Here is a 22,554-nt window from a genome sequence, read left to right on the forward strand (position 1 = left end):
TAATGTTAAAAGAACAGATGAGATATTCTCGGCTTGCGAATTTGACAAAGTTAATAAACTCGAGGCTGGAGCTGAGAGAAGTGTTGGAGCATGTTACTGCTGCCATTTCAGAAGAGATTGTGCAGTGCGATTCGGTCGGTATTTACTTGCCCCAGGAGGATGGCACGTTAAGAGGCTATGTTGGTAAGCCGGAAACCATTAATGGCTGGACGCTGGACATGCATATTGTAGATACAGATGTAGATTTGCTGGCAAAAGAAGTGATCGAGACAAAAAAAACGATCTACATACCAGATACCTCCAGAGATAGTCGACCTGACCCGCGCGCCATCGAAGGCTTCAAAATCAAATCGCTGCTTGCTCTTCCCATTTCCATTGATCAGGAATTTTTTGGCCTTGTATTTTTATTTGATTACGGCATCCCTATGAATCTGACAGAGTCTGAAATCCAGACTGTTGAGGCTTATGTCAACATGGCGGCGGTGGCGATTCATAACGCTAATATTTTGACGCATAAAGAAAATTTGCTGGCAGAAAAGCAGCTTCTTCTAGACGTCATCGGTGATTTGGCAAGATGCTCTACGATGCAGGAGGGGATAGACAAGTGCTTCTTTTATTTGGGGAAGGTGCTGAATAACAGCAATATCGGCATTCATCTGCTTGATCCTATTGCCGAGAAGAAGATTAAACCTGCAAAATTGAGCAAAGACAGCGACTGGACAGAGGAAGACTGGATCAAGACGCATAGCATGAACACTATTGATGAAAGCAATGATCACGTCTTGCGGGAGGTCGTTAGAACAAAGAAGGCGGTGCTTATTCCGGATGTGTTTAAGGATAACAGGCCGAATCATGAGCTTTGCCGCAACTTTGGCATTAAAGGGATTTTAATGCTGCCACTGCTTTCAATGGGGGATCCGCTTGGCGTAATTGCTGTCGCCAATTTTGAAGAAGGAGATTTCGTATATTCGCCGGCCGTTATCCAGCTTGCACAGTCTATTGTAGACGCTACGGCATCCACATTATCGAATTTGCTCTATTTGGAAAAGCAGGAAAGCATCATTCAAGAAAGAACATCGGAAATTATGGTTAAAAATAATGAGCTGGAATGGGTCATTACAGAATTGCAGCAGCTAAGCCGCGAGAAGGAGCTTATTCTTAACTCGGCGGGCGAAGGGATTTTTGGCCTGGATTTGAATCGCAATATTACATTTTGCAATCCGGCGGGTGCCGCCATGCTGGGCTATGAGACCAAGAGCGAGCTGATCGGGCAATCGTCCAGCATTATTTTTAATGCGATGGAAGTGGAAAGACAGGAAAACTATTATAAGGAAGAGAGATTTTATCGCAAGGATAAGACTAGCTTCCCGGTAGAATTCGTTATTTCTTTAATAAATGAAGGACAAGAGATAGTAGGTGAGGTAGTTACATTCAAAGATATTACACAAAGAAAACAGATGGAGGAGGAAATTAAGTATCACGCATATTATGACAGCTTAACCGATCTGCCAAACCGGGTATTATTGAAGGACAGATTGAACCAAAGCTTGACCCAGGCGCAAATTAATGAGGAGAAGCTTGCTGTACTGTATTTGGATTTGGATCGCTTTAAGCTCATTAATGACTCGCTAGGACATAGCGTCGGCGATAAACTGCTTCGGGATGTAGCGGCGCGCCTAAGCCTTTGTGTGCCGAAGGGAGCAACCGTATCGCGGCAGGGCGGAGATGAGTTTACAATTGTTTTGCCTAATATTAGAAATGAAATCGAAGTTTTGAAGGTAGTCCAGCTAGTCATTGATTCCTTCTCAGAGCCTTTTCAGCTGCTGGACAATGAGATTTATGTGAAGACGAGTATCGGCATCAGCATATACCCGGAAAATGGCGATACGAGCGAAATGCTTATTAAAAATGCGGATACAGCGATGTATAAATCCAAGGAAATCACGGGCAACAGCTATCATTTCTTTAGCGAAGGAATGGACACGAGAACGTTCGAGACGGTCAAGCTTGAGAATGCGCTGTACAAAGCCTTGGACAGAAACGAGCTCGTGCTGCACTATCAGCCGCAAATCGATTATGCCAACAATCAGATCGTTGGCGTAGAGGCGCTGCTGCGCTGGAACCATCCGCAAAGGGGCATGATCGCGCCGGACCAGTTTATTTCAATTGCAGAAGAGACTGCGCTGATCGTTCCTATAGGCGAGTGGGTGCTGCAGGAAGCATGCAGGCAGCTCAAGGAATGGCAGAATAAGGGCTACGACCAGATCAGCATGTCCGTTAATTTGTCGGTGCGCCAATTTGAGCAGAACAACTTGTTTGCCATGATCAAAAGCGCGCTGGAAGCTGTCGATTTGTCACCGGAATACCTTCATTTGGAGCTGACGGAAAATTTAATTATTAAAAATACCGAAGCGACTCTGAAGACGATGAAGGAACTGAAGAATTTAGGAATTCAAATTGCAATTGACGATTTTGGAACGGGTTATTCATCACTGGGCTATCTAAGAAATATGCCAATCGATACTTTGAAGATCGATAAATCATTTTTGCAGGATATAACAACAGATGACGATAATGCAGCAATTGCAAATATTATTATTACATTGGCTCAAAATTTGAATCTTAGTGTAATTGCCGAAGGTGTTGAAACGAAACAACATGCAGAATTCCTATCTTCAAGAAACTGTTATTTGATGCAGGGCTATTACTTTAGCCGTCCAATGAAGGCGGAAGAAATAGCTGAGAAGTACTTTCAAAAATAATGGTCAAAAGATGGGAGTGTTGAGTGTGAAAGCAGCACGTACGGTATTGGAGTTCCTCAAAACTAATGGGGTAAAGTATATTTTTGGCATTCCGGCAGGGTCTGTAAATGCATTTTTCGATGAGCTGTATGATATGCCGGACATTGAGCCGGTTGTTACGAAGCATGAAGGGGCAGCTACATATATGTCTGCCGCCTATGCCAAATATTCCGGCGGGCTTAGTGTAAGCATCGGCTGCAGCGGTCCGGGCGGCACGAATTTGGTAACGGGTGCGGCCAATGCGATGCGCGAGCATTTGCCGATCTTGTTTTTGACGGGAGCTGTGCCCGTTCAAACGATGGGGCTGAATGCTTCCCAGGAGCTTGATGCGGCTCCAATCTTCAAGCCGGTGACGAAATACAGCGTTATCGTCAAGGATGCCAAGAATTTGCTGGACGAGGTTGCAAAAGCTTGCGAAATTGCGCTGTCGGGAGTGCCTGGCCCCGTCCATGTGGCGGTGCCGATCGATGTTCAGCATGCCGAGGTTGGCGAGCTGGCTACTCCTGTTCTATCGGGGAGTCAGCCTGTTACACCTGATGCGGATACAATTGCGGCAGCGGCTAAGAGACTTGGCGCACAAGGAAACGGCTGTATACTTGTCGGCCAAGGCGTGCGCGGCTCGGTCGATTTGCTGCTGCAGCTGGCAGAAATGCTCAACTGGCCGATTGTGACGACACCGCAGGCCAAAGGCTATATCCCTGACCAGCATCCGCTGCTGGCCGGCGTATTCGGCTTTGCGGGCCATAAGTCGGCGGCGGATATTATCGCTGACGAACAAAGGGGAACACTTCTTATCGTTGGCTCAAGCCTCGGAGAGACTGCAACGAACAATTATAACGTCAGCCTTACGAAGAATCGTGTAACGATCCAGCTGGACTTCGACCCTACCGTATTTCATCGCAAATATGAAATCGATATTCCGGTTTTAGGCGATATTCATATAAGCCTGTCCTTGCTCATTGAGCAATTGGCGGCACTGGGATTGTCGCGCAGCTCCTTGGAAGCCTGCCAGGAAGCAGCAGCGGCCAGTGCTGTGGCCGAAACCGGCGTGGAAGCAGGCGAATACAATACACAAAACGTACTGCTGCGCCTTCAGCAAATGCTGCCGGCCGAGACGAGATATACAGTTGATATAGGAGAGTTTATGTCCTATGTCATTCAATATATGAAAGTGAAAAGCCAGGATTCCTACAGTATCAATGTTCACTTTGGCGCCATGGGCAGCGGTATAGGCTCAGCGATCGGCTCCAAGCTGGCCGAGCCTGGCCGTCCAGTTGTCAGCATTACGGGTGATGGCTGCTTCTTTATGCACGGTATGGAAATCCTTACAGCCAAGGAATACGGACTGCCCATATTATTTGTTGTCATGAATAACGCGCGGCTAGGGATGGTTTATCACGGTCATTCGCTGCAGTTCAAGCGCACCCATCCTTCATTCGAGCAGGAGCCTGTCCATATTGCCAAAATGGCGGAAGCGATGGGCATCTCCAGCTATAGAGTGAATAAGCTGGAGGACTTGAGCGAGGCTGCATTAAGTGAGCTGCTGGCTGCAGATGGCCCGGCAGTTCTGGAAATCGCTTTGGTCGATAATAACACGCCGCCAATGGGAGACCGGGTCAAGTTTTTGTCTTCCTTTGGGAAGTGAACGCGCATGTCCTAAGGACGGGGTGGCGGGTGCCGCCGTTTATCCATGTCATGCAGCGATGGAGCGGCGCGGATTCTAACGCATCCAGGAAGCCTTATTTAGCCGAAAAAGCCACTTTTGAAAATCTAATGAATCTATACGTGGTTATCTGTGTCTAAAGGTACCTAAATCAGTGTATTGTTCACAGATAGCGCTGGCTGGCAGGGTGTCGATTAAATGTGAATAGGGCAATAAGCAATCGAAAGGGGGGGCACTGCGATCAAGATTGGGATTCCTGTGGTAGTCCAATTTTTTTGATGAAATAACCCCTGTAAAGGATAAAATGGGCCTACTAAGGTGGACGCTGCCGCTTCTCCATTCCCAATCTTGCTCTTCGTTCCCCTTTCTTATTGCTTATCAGTAGTTGCCCGCAATTAATCCGGACATAAATGTCCCTTAGCCAGCGAAAATGGGGAGAAAAAATTAGAAACGGACATTTGTGACCGTTACACGGCCAAAATGGCAATATAAGCGAGAAATTATACTGTAAGGGACATTTTTGACCGTTACAAATGCAAAAAGCAGAAAATAGGGCTTTAACGGTCATTTATGACCGCAACAAACTGCATGCAGCTTGTCCGTCATCGGTAAACACGTCTGTCCAAAGGACGATGGAGTCGTTTATCCTTGTATATGTGAGTAAGCCTGACTAATGACAGTCAAAATAGCTTGAATAGTTTTTCCTTTAAATGCATCCGGTACAGCTTCTCCAGAAGGACTGGAGAAATAATAGCCCTTGCCTGCCGGATCTTCGCGATATCCCAGCGGAAGCAATTTGTCTATTAAACTTTTCGGTAGCTCATGCAAGCCTGTTTGCTCGGTAAAGTAGTCAGTATGATAAATTTTCACATCCACATCTCCTACCCCCGTATAAACAACAAAAAGATCCTCGTGATGCTGAAGCATCCATTGTCCTTTAGAATACAAAGAGATTCCCGCTTTCTCCAAGGCGGAAAGGGCATCCAGATTAATCCCAAAAAGCTGATTAATAAGCTGGCGAACCTGAGTGCCAGTCATACCGTTGCTGGAGTTCGTTAGTGAGACTTCGATAGCAGCCTGCGGTGTTAGAGAGTGTAAACTTTTCGATGCTATTTGATCGTCAGGCAGCATAGCCATTTCTTCCAAATTAATAGAGAACACACGATTAACTATATTCATAATGTCATGACTATTAAGCGCCGCACAGGAAGCGATGAGCTTGTCCATAGCCTCTATTTTTGTTTCAGCCAATTCATTTACATCATTTAACATATGTATAAAACCCCCATTATAAATAATATTCACAATAGTTCATGAAATAATTATACTTTATTTATAGTATGAATCGATATTAGCTGCTTGTAACTAATTATATTCATGGTCTAATTTTCCAGTAAAGATAAAGTATAGATGTCGATTTCACGGTATGATAATTTTCGACAAATGACGACAAACTCTTACAAGAAAAGCTATAGCTATAACGTAAATACTGTAGTACAATTATATTTAGATTAGAAACTTTAGGTAAAATTGTAAAGGTGGAAAACAAAAGATAGCTATAAGTGTCGAAATTTAATAGTTACTAGGGGCTAAGATTTGACTTTTATAGACATTTAAAAGTTTAAATAGTAGACCTTAAGAATTATTTTTTTGATGCGACGAGGGTCTTTTTTTGTTTTATAGCATCTTTAAGAAATGGTAAATGAATCGAATTAGTAGGGAGGATCTGCCTTGCTAGACTTACACTCTCATATTTTAGCGGGAATGGATGATGGTGCATCCTCTATTGAAGAAGCCGTCCAGATGGCTTTGCAAGCAGAAGCAACAGGAACATCTTTTATTGTAGCAACTCCCCACCACGCCAATGGCGTACATACTAATAAAGCGTCAAAAGTAATCGAGCAAACGATACATATTAATGAAGTTTTGACATCCAGACAAATCCCAGTTATTGTTTTTCCTGGGCAAGAAATACGGGCGTATGAATCTCTAATCGATGATTACCATAAGGGAGAAATTTTAACCCTTGCCGGATCATCTTACATATTAATTGAGATGCCAAGCTCTCATATCCCTTCTTTCATGGAGGAATTAATCCATGAGCTGAAGGTGCTGGGAATTAAACCAATTATTGCACATCCAGAGCGTAATAAGGGAGTAGTAGACGATTACAAGCGGCTCGAAGAGTTAATTGACCTTGGGGCGTATGCGCAAATGACCTCTCACTCTTTGTTAGGCAACTTTGGAAGCAAAGTGGAACAACATGCCTGGTCACTATGTCAAAAAGGACTTATTCATCTTATTGCAAATGATGCTCACAATTGTGAAAGACGCGGATTTTGCTTAGATAAAACTTACCACCTTGTTCAAGAAAAGCTTGGAGAAGAGTGGAGAAGCTACTTTGAGAATAACGCACTTTGTATTCTTGAAGATAAAGAATTTGCTGTGCAGCCGGTTATTACCGCAAAGTCTTCTAATTTATTTCGTAGTTTTACTTCATACTTTTTCAAAAGATAGTCACCAATGCTAGTGACAGAAATTCTGTTGAATGAGTAGAAATTAAAAAATATATTTTTGAGGTGAAAGATTATGACGTTTAAAAGAAAAGTTGCAGCAACAACTATCGCAGTCAGTTTGACAATGTCTGCTTTTGCAGGCATTCCACTAAGCACAGAAGGATTAATGGCCAAGTTTGTTTCGAGCCAGGTGGCTTCTGCTGCAGGGGAATTTCCACATTCTCAATTTAAAGCAGATTTGGAAAAATTGTATAATGCTCTAGGAACAGAGGGGGTTAATAAAGTTAAGGCGCTCCAAAGTAATACAGAAGCCCTTGGAGCTAATGGCGAATGGACAGCGATTTTAGGTCCGATTACAGAAAAGTTAGATACATTAACCCCTGGAGAAATAACTCAATTCGAAAAATTTTTATTAGATCTTATTACTATTGACTATGACCCAGCATCTGATTACGGTATCTCAGAACTGGAAGGCCTTCGTTTATCTAGCAAAGAATTACTTGAAAAACTATCTTCGAAAAAAAATTTAGAAACATTAACACTTGATGATTTTGTGAAGTTGTTCCAAACATTCCAAAGTGACGTGTTTAGTCAACTGGATACTCTATCTTTTAATGAGCTAAGCGGCGTGCTTGGTGCTTTTATTAATAAAAATAGTGACTTTAAAGATTTGTTTAATGCTTATGGAATTTCTAATACAGTCATCGCAGGTGTGATGCTTGACTACACGCTAAAGGCAGATTTGGAAGTTGTTCAGGATGCAGCATCTGCCTTAAACAAAGCTTATAAGAGAATGAACACTACTCCTCCAACTGGTGGAACAGGTGGCGGCTTCCCAGTTCTTCCAAGTGAGTTGCCAGCGCCAGTACAAAATCTGCTAGATAATCTAGAAAAAGCGTTGGAAAAAGCAACAGATGAAGAGAAACAAGAATTGGTTGATTCCTTTATTGCAGATGCAGCTAAAGAAGCAGCTAAGCTAGCTGCAATTGATGCAAAGAACGCTATTAAAACAGAAGACGGCCAAGCTTCCATTTCTTTGGATGAAAAAGAGCTGTTGAAAGCTATTGCGGGTATTAAAGCCCTTGAAGAAAAAGTAAATGAACTGGATACTGATGCTACAATTTTGCCTACACTTACAATTCAAACAGGCGAAATTGCTGAAGATTCAATTGTTTACAATATTCAAGATGCGGTTATTAAGGCTGCAGCTGCAGCAAACCTTCCTAATCTCGTATTAGAAAGCGGCAAGTTTGCAGTTGAAATTCCACTTCAAGGTACATTTACTGCTGGAATTCGTCTTGAAGTTAATAAACTAGATGTAGATGCTGAAAATGTTAGTGACTTGAAAGCAGCTTCCCAGCTATATGAACTGAATCTTTACGTTGGTGAGAAGAAAGTAGAAACTTTTTCACATCCATTGATTGTATCGATCCCGCTAGGTGATATTACTGGACTTGATAAAGAATTGCTTTCCTTGGCTAAATTAAATGGCGATCGTCTGGAGTTCTTTGGTGGTCGTGTAAAAGGCGATATTATTGTAGCAGCTCGCGATTCTTTCTCCAAGTATGTAGTACTAGAGAATAAAGTAAGCTTTAACGATATCGCTTCAGTACAAGAATGGGCTGGACGAGCAATTGAAGTTGTAGCAGCTAAAGGTGCTATTGTTGGCAAGCAAGAAGGAGTATTTGCACCAAGAGATAGTGTAACTCGTGCTGAATTTGCAAAAATGCTTGTACATGCTATGAACTTGCTTGACCAATCAGCAACTGAAAGCTTTAATGACGTGAATGATTCAGACTGGTTTAAGCCGTATGTAGCTTCTGCTGTTAAGCTAGGCATTATCAACGGTCGTTCTGCAGATCGCTTTGATCCTAAGGCGACAATCACTCGTGCTGAAATGGCAACAATGATCGCTCGCGCACTTAAAGTAACGGAGAAGATGGAAGATGTAAAAGATCAAGATGCTGTATTGTCCGTATTTAAAGATGCTGCTGCGATCCAGTCTTCCTTGAAAGCCGGTGTTTCTTTTGCGGTTGAGCATGGTATTGTAGTTGGCTTTGATGGTAAATTTGCGCCTAACGATAAGTCCACTCGTGCTCAAGCAGCCGTTATGATTCATAGAACTTTGAATGTGAATTAATTAGAAGCATCAAGAAAAATCTTCCTCTCATTGATGGGAGGAAGATTTTTATCAGCTATTGGAGGATATTAGAGTGTCGAACGAACTGGATTTAAAGCAACTTTTTCATATCATCAAGAAAAGATTTATGTTGATTGTGTTAACGGTAGCAGTTGCAACAGTTGCAGTTGCACTTTTTAGCAAGTTTTATATTCAGCCCAAGTATGAGGCATCTACTAAAATCATTGTAAATCAAACAGCCAATCAAGTTGCAACAGGACAAATCGATCTTAACCAGATTAATTCAAGCATTAGAATGATAGATACATATAAGGAGATTATTAGAACTCCTGCTATTATGGGCAAGGTTGTAGAGCAGTATCCTCATCTGGATTTAACTTTGCAGCAGCTGGTCCAAAAAGTGAAGGTAAGCTCGGTAAATAACACGCAAGTGATGACTCTAAATGTACAAGATACGAGTTATAAGAAAGCCGCACAGATTGTTAATGCGGTTTCTGATGTGTTTAGTACTGAAATTATCCATATCTTCCAAGTAGAAAACGTATCTATCCTCAATTATGCGGATGAAAATGAAAGCTCAGCATCACCAGTTTCACCTAATGTTAAACTAAACACTGCGATAGCATTTGTAGTATCTTTAATGCTTATGGTTGGTCTCGCCTTTTTACTTGAGATGTTGGATGACACGATTAAAACAGAAGAGGATGTCATGGAGCATCTTGGCCTGCCTACATTAGCCTCCATTATAAAAGTAGATACGGAAGGAATGGGGAAAAATAAACAACTAGCCAAAAAATCCAGTTACAAAGTGGGGGAATTAGAGCGTGTCACGATTGATAAATAAACGTAAGTTGATTACAGTGATTGACCCGCGTTCACCAGTCTCTGAGTCCTATCGAACTTTGCGCACTAATTTGGATTTTTCATCCATCGATGAAAAGCTGCAAGTATTGATGGTGACTTCCGCAGGACCAGGCGAAGGAAAGTCTACTACGATAACGAATCTTGCCGTAACCTTTGCGCAGTCCGATCGGAAGGTTGTTCTGATTGATTGTGATATGCGCAAGCCTACTACGCATCATACTTTTACTCTTTCTAATCGTAGGGGAGCATCATCTGTTCTTTCTTCGCAGCTTAATTTGGAGGATGTTATACAATCTACCTCGATTCCTAATTTAGATATTATTACATCCGGTACAATACCGCCTAACCCTGCAGAAATGATCGCTTCAAATCGCATGACGGCCATGCTGGATGAGTTAAGGCAGATGTACGATATTATTTTGGTCGATACGCCTCCATTGTTAGCCGTAACGGATGCTCAGATTGCTGCTACAAAAAGCGATGGGGTCATTCTGGTTGTGGATCAAGGAAAAGTAAAAAAAGACGCTGCGGCAAGAGCTGTAAAAAACTTGGAGCTCGTAAAAGCACGCATACTTGGCGTTGTTCTTAATAATGTGAAACGGAATGCAAAGGAGCAATCCTACTATTATTATTATGGCAATGGCGAAGCAGGCAAGTAGTTTAAAACGATGGAATAAGGGAGATAAGATGTGAGTCGGACTAGTAAAACATTCATAGTAACTATTGTGGATATGTGTATCATTTGGGTAGCTGTGCTCGCATCTTATCTTCTTCGTTTTGATGGGGAACTAAGCAGTATATATGGAAAACAAATGATACAGTTTGCAATTATTTTAATTGTAGTTTGTGCAGTTACCTTTACTTTTTTTCGTTTATATCGCCATATTTGGCAATACGCAAGTATTGGGGAAGTTATTGAATTATTAAAGGCCATTACGGTTGGAATAGTAATATCCTATGCTTTAACTTATTTTGTTTCAGGAAGTCGAATTCCTTTCTCTGTTGCTCTACGTACTGTTGAGCTTATGATTTTATTAATGGTTGGAGCTAGATTTACATGGAGAATGATCCGCATAAGCCGATCCAAGTTTAAGAAAAAGCATCATAATGTACTTATTGTAGGTGCTGGTGATTGCGGTGTATTAGTTGCCAAAGATATGATGACGAGTACACTATTTGATAATTCAAGAATCGTTGGTTTTATTGATGATGATGCGAACAAACACAAAATGAAAATTTTCGATATTCCTGTATTGGGCAGCCGTCAGATGATCTTAAAAGCTGTTGAAGATAATCAAGTGCAAGACATTATTATCGCGATGCCTTCCGTCGGCAGATCCATACAACAGGAAATCATTAATATATGTAAAGAAACTGGAGCAAGTGTAAAGATTATACCTTCCATTAATGATCTTATCCATGGCTCTATAGCAGTACAATCGATGCGTAATGTAGAAGTAGAGGATTTGCTTGGCCGAGATCCGGTTGCGACTGATTTGGCAGGTATTGCTGGATATGTTTCAGGGAAAACCGTTCTTGTGACTGGCGCTGGAGGGTCAATTGGTTCAGAGCTTTGCCGTCAGATTGCAATGTTTAATCCAGAGTGTTTAATGTTGTTGGGACACGGTGAAAACAGTATTTATACGATTGAAATGGAGCTGCGCAATAAGTATCCCAATTTAAAATTAGAAACAATTATTGCAGATATACAGGATATGAACCGTTTGGAAAATATTTTTAGTACGTTTTATCCGCAAGTTATTTTTCATGCTGCTGCTCACAAGCATGTGCCTTTAATGGAAAGAAATCCTTCAGAAGCAGTGAAAAATAATGTATTTGGAACAATGAATGTCGCAAATTGTGCAGACCGTTATGGTGCAGAACGCTTCGTGATGATTTCGTCGGATAAAGCAGTGAATCCTTCAAGCATTATGGGCGCTACCAAACGCATTGCTGAAATGTATATACAAAGCTTGGATCAGAGCAGTAAAACTCAATTTGTCGCAGTCCGATTTGGAAATGTTCTTGGCAGTCGGGGAAGTGTTATTCCGAGATTCAAAGAACAAATTGCGGCTGGCGGTCCCGTAACGGTGACACATCCGGATATGGTTCGTTATTTTATGACGATACCTGAAGCTGTCTCTTTAGTCATTCAAGCAGGTGCTTTTGCAAATGGCGGAGAGATATTTATTCTGGATATGGGAGAGCCAGTACGAATAGTAGATTTGGCAACCGATCTTATTCGCTTATCTGGATATGAACCTGGTGTTGATATTAAAATCGCCTTTACTGGATTACGTGAAGGGGAAAAATTGTTCGAGGAATTGCTGACGGATGAAGAATCTGTTACCGCTACTCACCATAAGCGAATCTTTATTGGCAAGCCAATGGATATGGATCGTGCAGAGCTAGCGAGCCATATCGAGCGATTCGAGCGGGTAATGGATGAAGGTCAGGGCGATATAAGGGAAATTATTGAAAGCTTAGTTCCGCTGTATTCGAATGTTTCTTAGATAAGTGTTACATAAGTTGGACTAAACTGCTATACACTGCCAATTAGGAGATGGGAATATGAAGCGTTGGAAAAAAATTGTGATATGGGCAGCTTCTATTATAGTGTTACTTGGCATTGGCGGATTATTTGCAGCTAATTATGCTGCTGACCGGCTTATTGCTTCACTCGCGGCTAGTTTAGAGGCAGAGTTGATATTGGATGAATCAAATGATAACAGTGGGAGCGGCACTCCAGATGTATCGGCAACGCCTGAACCGTCGTCACCAACATCTTCAAACGTAACAAATCAACCACCAGCTGGCGAAAAATCCAGTGAAGGTTCAGAAAAGCCAGACAATAACACTCCTAATACCGATTACAAGGCAGAAGTATCTGTAGATAAAGCAAAAGAAGTACAAGAAAACATAACATTAGGTGAAAAAGCTAAACTAACCTCTGTTTTTCTTAAGCAGCTTAGCATTGAGGATATGAAGGAGCTGCAGAAGCTCGCTAGCGGGGGATTATCCGTTGAAGAAAAAAAGAAAGCTAGATCGCTTATTTTGGAAAAATTAACACCAGAGCAATATGATGAATTAATTGAGATAGCCAAGAAGTACGGAATGAGTCAAGGGAAGTCATACGAGGAAGTGAGTAAGGAAAAGTAAAACTTAATGGAGTATAGAAAAATACTAGTAATACTAGGCACTACTGATTAAGTAGTGCTTACTGTTAATTAAGGGGATGTAAAGTTTGAAAGTACGCAAAGCGATAATTCCAGCAGCAGGTTTAGGTACTCGTTTTTTACCCGCGACGAAAGCTATGCCTAAAGAGATGCTTCCAATCGTAGATAAACCTACAATCCAATACATAGTGGAAGAAGCAATTGAATCAGGGATTGAGGACATTATTATCGTAACGGGCAAAGGGAAGAGAGCGATCGAAGACCACTTTGACAACTCATTCGAGCTGGAACAAAACCTGTTGGAAAAAGGAAAACTTGAACTGTTAAATGAGGTTCAGAAATCCTCCAAAATGGTAGATATCCATTATATTCGGCAGAAGGAAGCTAAAGGTTTGGGACATGCTGTCTGGTGCGCTCGGAAATTTATTGGGAATGAACCTTTTGCAGTGTTACTTGGTGACGATATTGTTCAGGCAGAAAAACCTTGTTTAAAACAAATGATCGATCAATACGATCGATATCGATCGTCAATTATTGGTGTTCAAAGTGTACCGTATGATGAAGTTTCCAGATACGGTATTGTAGATGGCAAAGAGATTCATGAGCGCTTTTATAGCGTAAGTAACTTAGTGGAAAAGCCAAAGAAAGAAGAAGCCCCTTCGAACATAGCCATTATGGGACGATATATTCTAAGCCCGAAGATATTTGACATTCTGGGCAATCAAGAGCCTGGTGCAGGCGGCGAGATTCAATTAACGGATGCTATAGCAGAGCTGAATCGGAGTGAAGCAATCTATGCATATGATTTTGAGGGTACTAGATATGACGTTGGAGAGAAGTTAGGGTTCATAAAAACGACCTTGGAGTTTGCATTACAGCGCGAGGAACTGAAAGAGGATTTGCTGGAGTATTTGCGGGGATTGATGAAATAGGTAAGGTTGAGGGAAGGCGAGGGTTATTATGTATGTAACTATAAAAAGAATAATGGACATTTTGCTATCAACACTGAGTCTAATCATGCTGGCTCCAATTTTTCTTATTATCATACTGGCGGTCAAAATAGAATCTAAAGGTCCAATATTTTTTTTGCAAAAAAGAGTGGGTATTCATAAAAACCTTTTTAACATCATTAAATTCAGAACAATGAGAACCGATGCGCCCAAAGAAACACCCACGCACTTATTGCAAGATCCATCACAGTACATAACAAAAGTAGGGAAATTTTTAAGAAAAACATCTCTGGACGAACTGCCGCAAATCTTCAATATAATAGTTGGACATATGAGCATCATCGGTCCGCGCCCCGCGCTTTGGAATCAATATGATCTGATTGCTGAGCGCGACAAATATGGAGCTAATGATATACTGCCTGGATTAACAGGTTGGGCGCAAATTAACGGTCGAGACGAATTACCTATTGGGGTAAAGGCAAAGTTGGATGGGGAGTATGTTGAGAAGCTCGGTGCGCGTATGGATGTAAAGTGCTTTTTCGGCACATTCGTGAGGGTGCTAAAGAGTGACGGGGTCGTTGAAGGTGGTGTAACATTAAGTACTAAGTCAAGGAGTTTGCAACAGAATGAGCATAGAAAATAAGTCAGTTAAAAAAGTATTGATTACAGCAAAAAACAGCTATGTTGGAAACTCCTTCGCATCATGGGTTTCTAATGATGAGCGATACAGTTTGGATTTTATTTCATGCCGTAATGATGATTGGAAACAATCATCATTTTCGAACTATGATGTTATCTTACATGTGGCAGGGATTGCACATGTTGATGCAAGTTCTGGAAATGAAGAACTGTATTATCAAGTGAATCGTGATTTAACAATTCAATTGGCTGAGAAATCGAAGAATGATGGAGTAAGTCAATTTATTTTTTTAAGTAGTATGATTGTATTTGGAGAAAGTAATATTAATAATCCTTATATGGTAGTTAATAACAGCAGCAAACCAAATCCAAGCAGTTTTTATGGTGCTAGTAAACTTCAGGCTGAACAGGGGATCGCAGCTTTACAAGACGAAAAATTTAAAATCGCGATAATACGTCCTCCAATGATTTACGGGGAGGGATCAAAAGGGAATTTTTCAAGATTGACTAAGATAGCAAAGGTGTCACCCTTTTTTCCAAATATAAAAAACAAACGAAGTATGTTATATATAAATAGTTTGTGTGAGTTTGTTCGCTTAATAATTAATAACGAGGATCAGGGAGTTTTTCATCCTCAAAATAAAGAGTATGTCAACATTACTGAGCTAGTTTATACCATACGTCAAATTCATGGAAAGAAAGTTGTTCGGACAAAGTTATTTAATGTTGCAATAAAATTAATTAGCAGAAAAATTAATGTAGTTAATAAGGTATTTGGTACGTTCATATACGATCAAAACATGTCAGTTTACAAGGAAGAGTATTGTGTTACTAGTCTTTATGACTCAGTAAAGCAAACAGTGAGAGGCGAAACATGAAAAAAGTTCTGATATTAGTTAACCATGAAGTAGTTATTTACAACTTTAGAAAAGAACTCGTTGAGCGTCTCTTGGAAGAAGGCAAGGAGGTATACATTTCTTGTCCGTACGGAGAACGAATAGACGAATTGAGGGAAATGGGTTGCAAGTATATTGAGGCTTCAATTGAAAGGCATGGAACTAATGCAGTAGAAGAACTTAAATTACTACTTTATTATTTTAAAATAATGAGACAAATCAAGCCTGATGTAGTGCTATCGTATACAATTAAACCCAATATATACGGGGGTATGGCAAGCAGATTTCTTCGCATTCCATACATAGCCAATATAACTGGTCTTGGTACAGCAGTTGAGAAGAAAGGACTTATGCAAAAAATAAGTGTAGCTCTCTATAAAATAGCCTTCAAAAAGATTAATTGTGTGTTTTTTCAGAATAGTGAAAACCAAGAGTTTTTTAGTAAAAAGAAAATCGCATTGGGGAGACACAGATTAATTCCCGGTTCAGGGGTTAACCTTCGTCATTTTAATGAACTAGAATACCCGCAAGATAATACCGTAGAGTTCATTTTTATATCAAGAATCATGAAGGAAAAAGGTATTGATCAGTATTTAGAGGCTGCTGAGTATATAAGAGAAAAGTATTCTTTCACAAGGTTTCATATATTAGGTTTCTGTGAAGAGGCATATGAAGAAAAGTTAGAAAGTCTTGAAGAGAGAGGAATTATTGAATACCACGGAATGCAGAAGGATATAAGACCTTTTTTGGAAAAAACACATTGTACCATTCATCCAACTTATTATCCTGAGGGTATGTCAAATGTTCTTCTGGAAAGCGCAGCTAGTGGTAGGCCTGTTATTACTACTAATAGAAGTGGATGTAGGGAAATTGTCGATGATGGTGTAACTGGTTTTATTGTAGAACAAAGAAATAGTATGGATTTAATAGAAAAGATCGAACTATTCCTTAATTCGACCAATGAACATAAGAGAGAAATGGGATTGGCAGGAAGAATGAAAGTAGAAAAAGAGTTTGATAGACAGATTGTTGTTGAAGCTTATATGAAAGAGATAGTATGTAATAAAGAAAGGACAAAGACACTAATTTCAGAAATGAGGAACACTTGAATTGGACTATAAGGGCATTATCAAGAGTCAGAAAATAAGGTTTAAAATTCTAAAATTTTTAAGTTTTATTCCAGATAGTCTAATGCTTAAATTGCAATATAGAATCAAACTGGGTAGAAAACTTTATTTGAATAATCCGAAAAGGTATACTGAAAAACTTCAGTGGTATAAATTATATTATCGGAACCCAATAATGACACAGTGTGCTGATAAATATGAAGTTAGGCAGTATATTAAAGACAAAGGGTTGGAACATATTCTCAATAAATTATATGGTGTATATAACAGTTCAAATGAAATTACATTTGAAGATTTACCGAATAAGTTTGTAATAAAGACTACCAACGGAAGCGGAACAAACGTTATATGTAAGGATAAAAGGAGTATCGATACTGATTTAATAAGGAAAAATCTAAATGAATGGTTAAGTCGGGATTTTTTTAATGCAGGAAGGGAATGGGCATACAAAGAAATAAAGCCAAGAATTATTGTAGAGGAATACTTTGAAGATAATAGTAATTTATATGATGGAATTAATGATTACAAATTTATGTGCTTTAATGGAAAAGTCAAATATATTGTTTTTGATGTAGATAGGTATAAAAATCATAAAAGAAATATTTACAAGGCAAACTGGAGTTATTTGGATGTTAGTACGGATCATGCTAATATTGGAGATATTATACCAAGGCCAGATGGTCTTGATGAAATGTTGAAAGTTGCAAACCTACTAGCTCAAGATTTCCCGTTTGTGCGAGTAGACTTATATTGGATTAATAGTCGAGTATATTTCGGTGAATTAACATTTTATCCATGGGCAGGGTATGTAAAATTTTCACCGGATGAGTTTGATTTTATATTAGGCAAATGCTTTGTACTGCCAGAATTATGAGGGATTTCAAGTGAAAACAATTAGGGTGCTCAACGTTGTTACAAAAATGGATGCTGCTGGTATCGAAACACTGTTGATGAATATTTACAGAAATATTGATAGAAAAAAGGTGCAGTTTGATTTTTTAACACATAGGCACGATAAAGGGTTTTATGATGACGAGATATTGGAACTGGGGGGCAAGATTTATAATGTACCTGCCATTAATCCACTTAAACATGGCTATTATTTGAATTCTTTAGACAATTTTTTTAAGAATCATAGGGATTATAAAATAGTACATTCACATATTAATACCTTTAGTATGTATCCACTTAGAGCAGCTATGAATGCAGGGATTCCTGTCAGAATTGCACATAGTCATATAGCAAATGTTCCTTATGATTTGAAAACTCCTTTTAGAATCTATACCAAAAGTAAACTGACTAAATATTCAACACACAACTTTGCTTGTTCTGAAATAGCTGGAAGATGGTTATTTGGTAGGAATAAGGACTTTAAAGTGTTTAATAATTCAATCGATACGTTTAAATTTATATTTAATGATAAAAAATCAAAAGAAATAAAACAAAAATTAGGTATATCAGGAAAGTTTGTAGTAGGTCATGTGGGAAGATTTGATTCTCAAAAAAATCATATGTTTCTATTAGAGATATTCAAAGAAGTCCATAGGAAAAATAATAATGCAATTCTATTATTGGTCGGCGATGGAATTCTTCGCAATAAGATTGAAGACAAGGTTAGGGAACTTAACTTAACAGAAAATGTAATATTGACAGGCGTTCGTTCAGACTTACCAGATATATATCAAGCAATGGATGTTTTTCTGTTTCCATCATTGTATGAAGGATTAGGAATTGTTTTAATCGAAGCACAAGCAGCAGGTCTTCCTTGTGTAGTTGCAAACACAATCCCTAAAGAGGCTTTTATTACTGATTTGTTATCGGAACTGTCGTTAGATTCAAATCCTGAAGAGTGGGCTAATGAAGTATTAAGGCAAACAAATAAAGTGAGAATAAATACATATACCAGGATAAAAGAATCTGGATTTGATTTGGGGGATGAAGTAAGAAGGCTTGAAGAATTTTACAATACCGTTCATGGAAATTCCGACTTAACTTGAATTGGATTATCAATATTCATTGTATGAGTGTGATATAAAAGAATTTACAAGTATCTCCGTAGACAAATTAAGAACATAGTATAAAGTGAGATATATTTATAAATTTAGAATGAGAATTGGTGGGGAAATTTTGAGTAAAGAAATATTAATTACTGTTTTAACACCAACATACAATAGAGCAAAAGAAATCATAAATTTGTATAATAGTTTATTAGTACAAACAAATTTGAGGTTTAAGTGGCTTATCGTAGACGACGGAAGTAATGATAATACAAAAGAAGTGATTTCGAATTTTGTAAATAAGACATTTCCCATAGCTTATATATATAAAGAAAATGGTGGAAAACATACAGCTCATAATGAAGGTATAAAACATATAAATACTGAACTAACGATTATTGTTGATAGTGATGATATTCTTACAAACGATGCAATCCAATCAATATACGATGAATGGCTCCCAGTTCGATCGAAAAATTTATGTGGCATTAGCTTTTTAAAAAGAGATAAAGAAGGAACAGTTAGTGGCAAGGAATATCCTAAGCAAAGGTTTGTTGGAAACTTTATAGATGTTCGAATAAATGGTGATGATAGGGGTGAAAAAGCGGATGTATGGGTAACATCAATTTTAAAAAAATATCCATTTCCCGTATTTAAAGATGAAAAATACATTGGAGAAGGAGCTATTTGGTGTACTATAGCTAAAGAGAAGGAAATGCTCTTTATTAATAAAGTGATATACATTTTTGAATATCAAGAAGAAGGTCTTACAAAATCAGGAAGAATGTTAAGATTAAGAAACCCACTAGGTGGAATGTACTCCGCTAAAATCGCCTTATCAAAAGAATTTAACTGGAGAATTAAGACAAAAAAAATGTGGCTATATATTTGTTATGGAAAATTGGCTAGAGTGAAATTAAAGGAATTGTTTTTTGAGTGTCCAATGAAAGTTTATTTCATTATTAACTTTCCGTTTGGTGTTCTTTTATACAGATATTGGAGAGTTAAATATTTAAGAAGTCATTAGACTTTCATGAAGGGGATCGTATGATAATAGCTTATCTTATGGCATTAATTTTAGTCATACCTAATTTAATTTTACAAGAAAATCTGATTAAATCAAACATGAAAATTAATACACAAAAAAGTGGTAATAACATTCTAATATATTATGTACTAATAGTATTTGTAATTATTATTGGATTGAGAGATACGGCCTCAATATCCTTGGATCATTTTCGTCAAAGTGATGAGTTAAATTATCGTAATGCTTTTAACTTATTAATAGGTAGTACTTTTTCTTTAGCTAACATCACATCTTACGAGTGGGCTAGATACCTTTTAGATTGGTCTTTAGCAAATCTTTTCAAACATTCTCAAGTGTGGGTATTTATCTATGCTTTAATAACGAATTATGTGTTTATTAAGGCAATTAATAAGTATGTGCAGCCATTTTGGTTTGGGGTATTTCTTTACATTACAGTTGGATTGTTTACATTCCAAATGAATGGTACAACCAGTGTGTTAGCTGGTGCAATAATATTAAAATCTATTGATTATTTAATTGAAAGAAAATTTTTGAAATATTTATTTGTAATCTTTTTGGCAGCAGGTATACATTTCAGTGCTTGGATTATGGTTCCTTTATTTTTTGTTTTAAATAAACGAAGTTTCAGCAAAGGAATTATAGTATGGGTCTTACTTTCGTTATTTTTTCTTTTTAATTTCCAGAATATTGCCAATTTTTTATTACCAAAAACACCATATGCTTACTATTTATATCAAATAAACTCTGTTAACTCTTATGGAGTAAATATATGGAGAACAATTATTTTTGTATGTATTTATTTATTTATTATTTTGAAATTTAAAAAAATAAAAGATAAAGTTGAGCTGGATTATATTTTTATTAATATGATTGTAGTGTTAATACTAATCAATATTATATCAATTGCATATGTTTACTTATATAGATTTAATGAGTTATTTATTTTTAGTCTTATATATATGTTACCAAGAGTATTAAATCATTTTAATGGGAGTATAAGAATTTTGTTGTATGCAATATTTACAATAGCTTTTATTATATTTGGTTTGCAGCAAAATTGGAATGCGCTATATGAAAATATATTGTTGAGATAAATTATTATTAGGTACTAAAAATATGTTGATAGATTAATTGAACGATTTAAATAGGGATTTTACAGGCATTAGACTTGCAAAAAATGCTGCAAAGCATACAGGTTAGCTAATTATATTCGCCACTAAATATAGAATCACAGTTACCATTATGCAATTTAGCGAAAAATTGATGAATTTTACGTTGTTACAATTTACAAAAAACAATAATCTAAAAAAGAAAAGAACTAATTTATTGGTTTTCATCATTAGGTTTAGCTTTTATGAAGACTAGCATGCATATCTTAGAATATGCATTATGAATAGTTTAGGGAATTGTGTGAGGATTATAATGATAAGAAAATTAATGTCGGTTTATAGCACCAATGTAATTTTAGGAGTATTGGGAGTTATTACTGTTCCAATCTTATTAAAGAGCATAGGTATAGAAGGGTATGGTTATTACGGTATTTATTTAACTGTATTATCATACTTTACTTTGTTCGAGTTGGGAATAATTAAACATTTCACAAAATTAATTTCCCGAAAAAATGAAGAAGTTGACGATATTATCAGTTGCTTTTATTTTTTTACAATTTCAATAATAGTTGTATGTTCACCAATTGTAACAGTTTTCGTCAATTATTTATTTGGTGTGGGATGGATATATGCGATACTAATAAGTTTAGTGGTTTCGATAGAATATGTTTTTTACCTACCTACAAAAATATACTCTTCATATGCTGTGGCTAAAAAAAATTTTGAACGATTAAGTTTTTTTAATTTTTTATCTGGACTAATTAGATACGGTTTATTAATAATTGGTGCTTTATTCATACAAAATATATTTATTGTAATATCCTTACTAGCAATTAGAAGAATATTTGACGTTAATTTATCAAAAAAAATATTGGGTGAGAAGATAAGTATATTCAAAATTAATCAAATAACCAAAGCTAATCTTAAAAAAGTTATAGGATATTATAAGGAATCTTTATACCTGTCTGGTACTCAAGCATTGCAAATAAATCTAAATGGTATGTTATCATTAATAGTTTCAAGATTTTTTGGAGTAGAGGGATTAGGGGTATTTAGAAGCACATATGACTTACTATCTAAAATCTGGTTCTTTTCCAATGGTTTGGGATTGGTTGTATTCCCCTATTTTACCAGTAACAAGATAAATGCTAATAAGTATAGAAGGTTTATATTTTTGAGTTGGTTATTTTATTCTCTGATTTTTATACTTGTAATTTTATTATTCCCTTTGCTAAATAAGTTATTATTAGAAGGTACTTTAACAGCTAATGAGCACTTCTTCTTATTCTTGTTTCTGTTGATATCTATCTTGTTAATAGCACAAGGAAATTTAAGTTTTGAGTTTTTACAAGCGAATGGAAATTATAAGTACTTAATGTTAGTGACTTTAGCAGTAAATGTTTCATTTCTTATATTTGCATTAGTTCTATCCAAATATATACTATACACTTATTCAGTTATATTTGGTTGGATGTTAAGTGTGATGATACAGACAGTTTGTTTTGAATTTAAGTCTTTGAATAGAAGTGGAATTATATTGGTATTTTCGCTATTAATAATATTGAGTTGGTTGACTATCGGTTTTTTTATACTTTTTGGACGAACATTATGAATAATAATGTTTACAA

18 protein-coding genes are annotated in these 22,554 nt (G+C 37.6%); 17 read left to right on the forward strand and 1 reads right to left on the reverse strand.

What is annotated here, in order from left to right:
• Window positions 1-2 precede the first annotated feature (2 nt).
• Together V1L65_RS17920 and V1L65_RS17925 are read left to right on the forward strand one after the other, a co-directional pair.
• Entirely contained in the window at window positions 3-2,762 is a 2,760-nt protein-coding gene (locus V1L65_RS17920; protein ID WP_331700585.1) for an EAL domain-containing protein, read from the forward strand.
• A 25-nt stretch (window positions 2,763-2,787) separates the two neighbouring features.
• Entirely contained in the window at window positions 2,788-4,446 is a 1,659-nt protein-coding gene (locus V1L65_RS17925) for a thiamine pyrophosphate-binding protein (RefSeq protein ID WP_331700586.1), read from the forward strand.
• A 660-nt stretch (window positions 4,447-5,106) separates the two neighbouring features.
• On the opposite strand, the gene V1L65_RS17930 is transcribed toward V1L65_RS17925, so the two are convergent.
• Window positions 5,107-5,736: a hypothetical protein gene (locus V1L65_RS17930; RefSeq protein ID WP_331700587.1), complete on the reverse strand. Its 630-nt coding sequence runs from the start codon at window positions 5,734-5,736 to the stop codon at window positions 5,107-5,109.
• A gap of 459 nt (window positions 5,737-6,195) precedes the next feature.
• On the opposite strand from V1L65_RS17930, the gene V1L65_RS17935 reads away from it, so the two are divergent.
• The 15 genes from V1L65_RS17935 to V1L65_RS18005 all read left to right on the forward strand — a co-directional run bounded on the left by V1L65_RS17935 (window position 6,196) and on the right by V1L65_RS18005 (window position 22,538).
• Entirely contained in the window at window positions 6,196-6,981 is a 786-nt protein-coding gene (locus V1L65_RS17935; protein WP_331700588.1) for a tyrosine-protein phosphatase, read from the forward strand.
• A 72-nt stretch (window positions 6,982-7,053) separates the two neighbouring features.
• Entirely contained in the window at window positions 7,054-9,120 is a 2,067-nt protein-coding gene (locus V1L65_RS17940) for an S-layer homology domain-containing protein (protein WP_331700589.1), read from the forward strand.
• A gap of 73 nt (window positions 9,121-9,193) precedes the next feature.
• Window positions 9,194-9,964, forward strand: coding sequence for a YveK family protein (locus tag V1L65_RS17945; RefSeq protein ID WP_331700590.1), 771 nt, complete (start codon window positions 9,194-9,196; stop codon window positions 9,962-9,964).
• A complete protein-coding gene (locus tag V1L65_RS17950; protein WP_331700591.1) occupies window positions 9,945-10,643 on the forward strand; it encodes a CpsD/CapB family tyrosine-protein kinase in 699 nt (232 codons plus the stop codon). The genes V1L65_RS17945 and V1L65_RS17950 overlap by 20 nt, the downstream gene beginning before the upstream one ends.
• 153 nt (window positions 10,644-10,796) lie before the next feature.
• A complete protein-coding gene (locus tag V1L65_RS17955) occupies window positions 10,797-12,497 on the forward strand; it encodes a polysaccharide biosynthesis protein (RefSeq protein WP_331700592.1) in 1,701 nt (566 codons plus the stop codon).
• Window positions 12,498-12,555: 58 nt separating this feature from the next.
• Entirely contained in the window at window positions 12,556-13,143 is a 588-nt protein-coding gene (locus V1L65_RS17960) for a hypothetical protein (RefSeq protein ID WP_331700593.1), read from the forward strand.
• 85 nt (window positions 13,144-13,228) lie between these two features.
• A complete protein-coding gene (gene galU / locus V1L65_RS17965) occupies window positions 13,229-14,092 on the forward strand; it encodes a UTP--glucose-1-phosphate uridylyltransferase GalU (protein WP_331700594.1) in 864 nt (287 codons plus the stop codon).
• 28 nt (window positions 14,093-14,120) lie between these two features.
• Window positions 14,121-14,753 (forward strand): sugar transferase, encoded by a 633-nt coding sequence (locus V1L65_RS17970; RefSeq protein WP_331700595.1) that lies wholly within the window; start codon window positions 14,121-14,123, stop codon window positions 14,751-14,753.
• Window positions 14,737-15,627 (forward strand): NAD-dependent epimerase/dehydratase family protein, encoded by an 891-nt coding sequence (locus V1L65_RS17975; protein WP_331700596.1) that lies wholly within the window; start codon window positions 14,737-14,739, stop codon window positions 15,625-15,627. Before V1L65_RS17970 ends, V1L65_RS17975 begins: the two co-directional genes overlap by 17 nt.
• Window positions 15,624-16,754, forward strand: a complete 1,131-nt coding sequence (locus V1L65_RS17980; RefSeq protein ID WP_331700597.1) for a glycosyltransferase family 4 protein — start codon at window positions 15,624-15,626, stop codon at window positions 16,752-16,754. The genes V1L65_RS17975 and V1L65_RS17980 overlap by 4 nt, the downstream gene beginning before the upstream one ends.
• A 1-nt stretch (window position 16,755) precedes the next feature.
• On the forward strand, window positions 16,756-17,646 hold the full coding sequence (locus tag V1L65_RS17985) for an ATP-grasp fold amidoligase family protein (protein ID WP_331700598.1): 891 nt from the start codon (window positions 16,756-16,758) through the stop codon (window positions 17,644-17,646).
• Between the two features lie 10 nt (window positions 17,647-17,656).
• Window positions 17,657-18,769: a glycosyltransferase family 1 protein gene (locus tag V1L65_RS17990; RefSeq protein WP_331700599.1), complete on the forward strand. Its 1,113-nt coding sequence runs from the start codon at window positions 17,657-17,659 to the stop codon at window positions 18,767-18,769.
• A 130-nt stretch (window positions 18,770-18,899) separates the two neighbouring features.
• Window positions 18,900-19,796, forward strand: a complete 897-nt coding sequence (locus V1L65_RS17995; protein WP_331700600.1) for a glycosyltransferase family 2 protein — start codon at window positions 18,900-18,902, stop codon at window positions 19,794-19,796.
• 38 nt (window positions 19,797-19,834) lie between these two features.
• Window positions 19,835-20,911 carry an EpsG family protein gene (locus tag V1L65_RS18000; RefSeq protein WP_331700601.1) on the forward strand — a complete coding sequence of 359 codons (1,077 nt, stop codon included), beginning with the start codon at window positions 19,835-19,837 and terminating at the stop codon, window positions 20,909-20,911.
• Window positions 20,912-21,239: 328 nt separating this feature from the next.
• Window positions 21,240-22,538, forward strand: a complete 1,299-nt coding sequence (locus V1L65_RS18005) for a hypothetical protein (protein WP_331700602.1) — start codon at window positions 21,240-21,242, stop codon at window positions 22,536-22,538.
• Window positions 22,539-22,554 lie beyond the last annotated feature (16 nt).

Source organism: Paenibacillus sp. IITD108, from assembly GCF_036541265.1.
Lineage (GTDB): Bacteria > Bacillota > Bacilli > Paenibacillales > Paenibacillaceae > Pristimantibacillus.

Coding starts and splice junctions, on each gene's coding strand:
- V1L65_RS17920 (WP_331700585.1), top strand. CDS start 3: ATGTTAAAAGAACAGATGAGATATTCTCGGCTTGCGAATTTGACAAAG.
- V1L65_RS17930 (WP_331700587.1), bottom strand. CDS start 5,736: ATGTTAAATGATGTAAATGAATTGGCTGAAACAAAAATAGAGGCTATG.
- V1L65_RS17940 (WP_331700589.1), top strand. CDS start 7,054: ATGACGTTTAAAAGAAAAGTTGCAGCAACAACTATCGCAGTCAGTTTG.
- V1L65_RS17955 (WP_331700592.1), top strand. CDS start 10,797: ATGATACAGTTTGCAATTATTTTAATTGTAGTTTGTGCAGTTACCTTT.
- V1L65_RS17960 (WP_331700593.1), top strand. CDS start 12,556: ATGAAGCGTTGGAAAAAAATTGTGATATGGGCAGCTTCTATTATAGTG.
- V1L65_RS17970 (WP_331700595.1), top strand. CDS start 14,121: ATGTATGTAACTATAAAAAGAATAATGGACATTTTGCTATCAACACTG.
- V1L65_RS17975 (WP_331700596.1), top strand. CDS start 14,737: ATGAGCATAGAAAATAAGTCAGTTAAAAAAGTATTGATTACAGCAAAA.
- V1L65_RS17980 (WP_331700597.1), top strand. CDS start 15,624: ATGAAAAAAGTTCTGATATTAGTTAACCATGAAGTAGTTATTTACAAC.
- V1L65_RS18000 (WP_331700601.1), top strand. CDS start 19,835: ATGGCATTAATTTTAGTCATACCTAATTTAATTTTACAAGAAAATCTG.
- V1L65_RS18005 (WP_331700602.1), top strand. CDS start 21,240: ATGATAAGAAAATTAATGTCGGTTTATAGCACCAATGTAATTTTAGGA.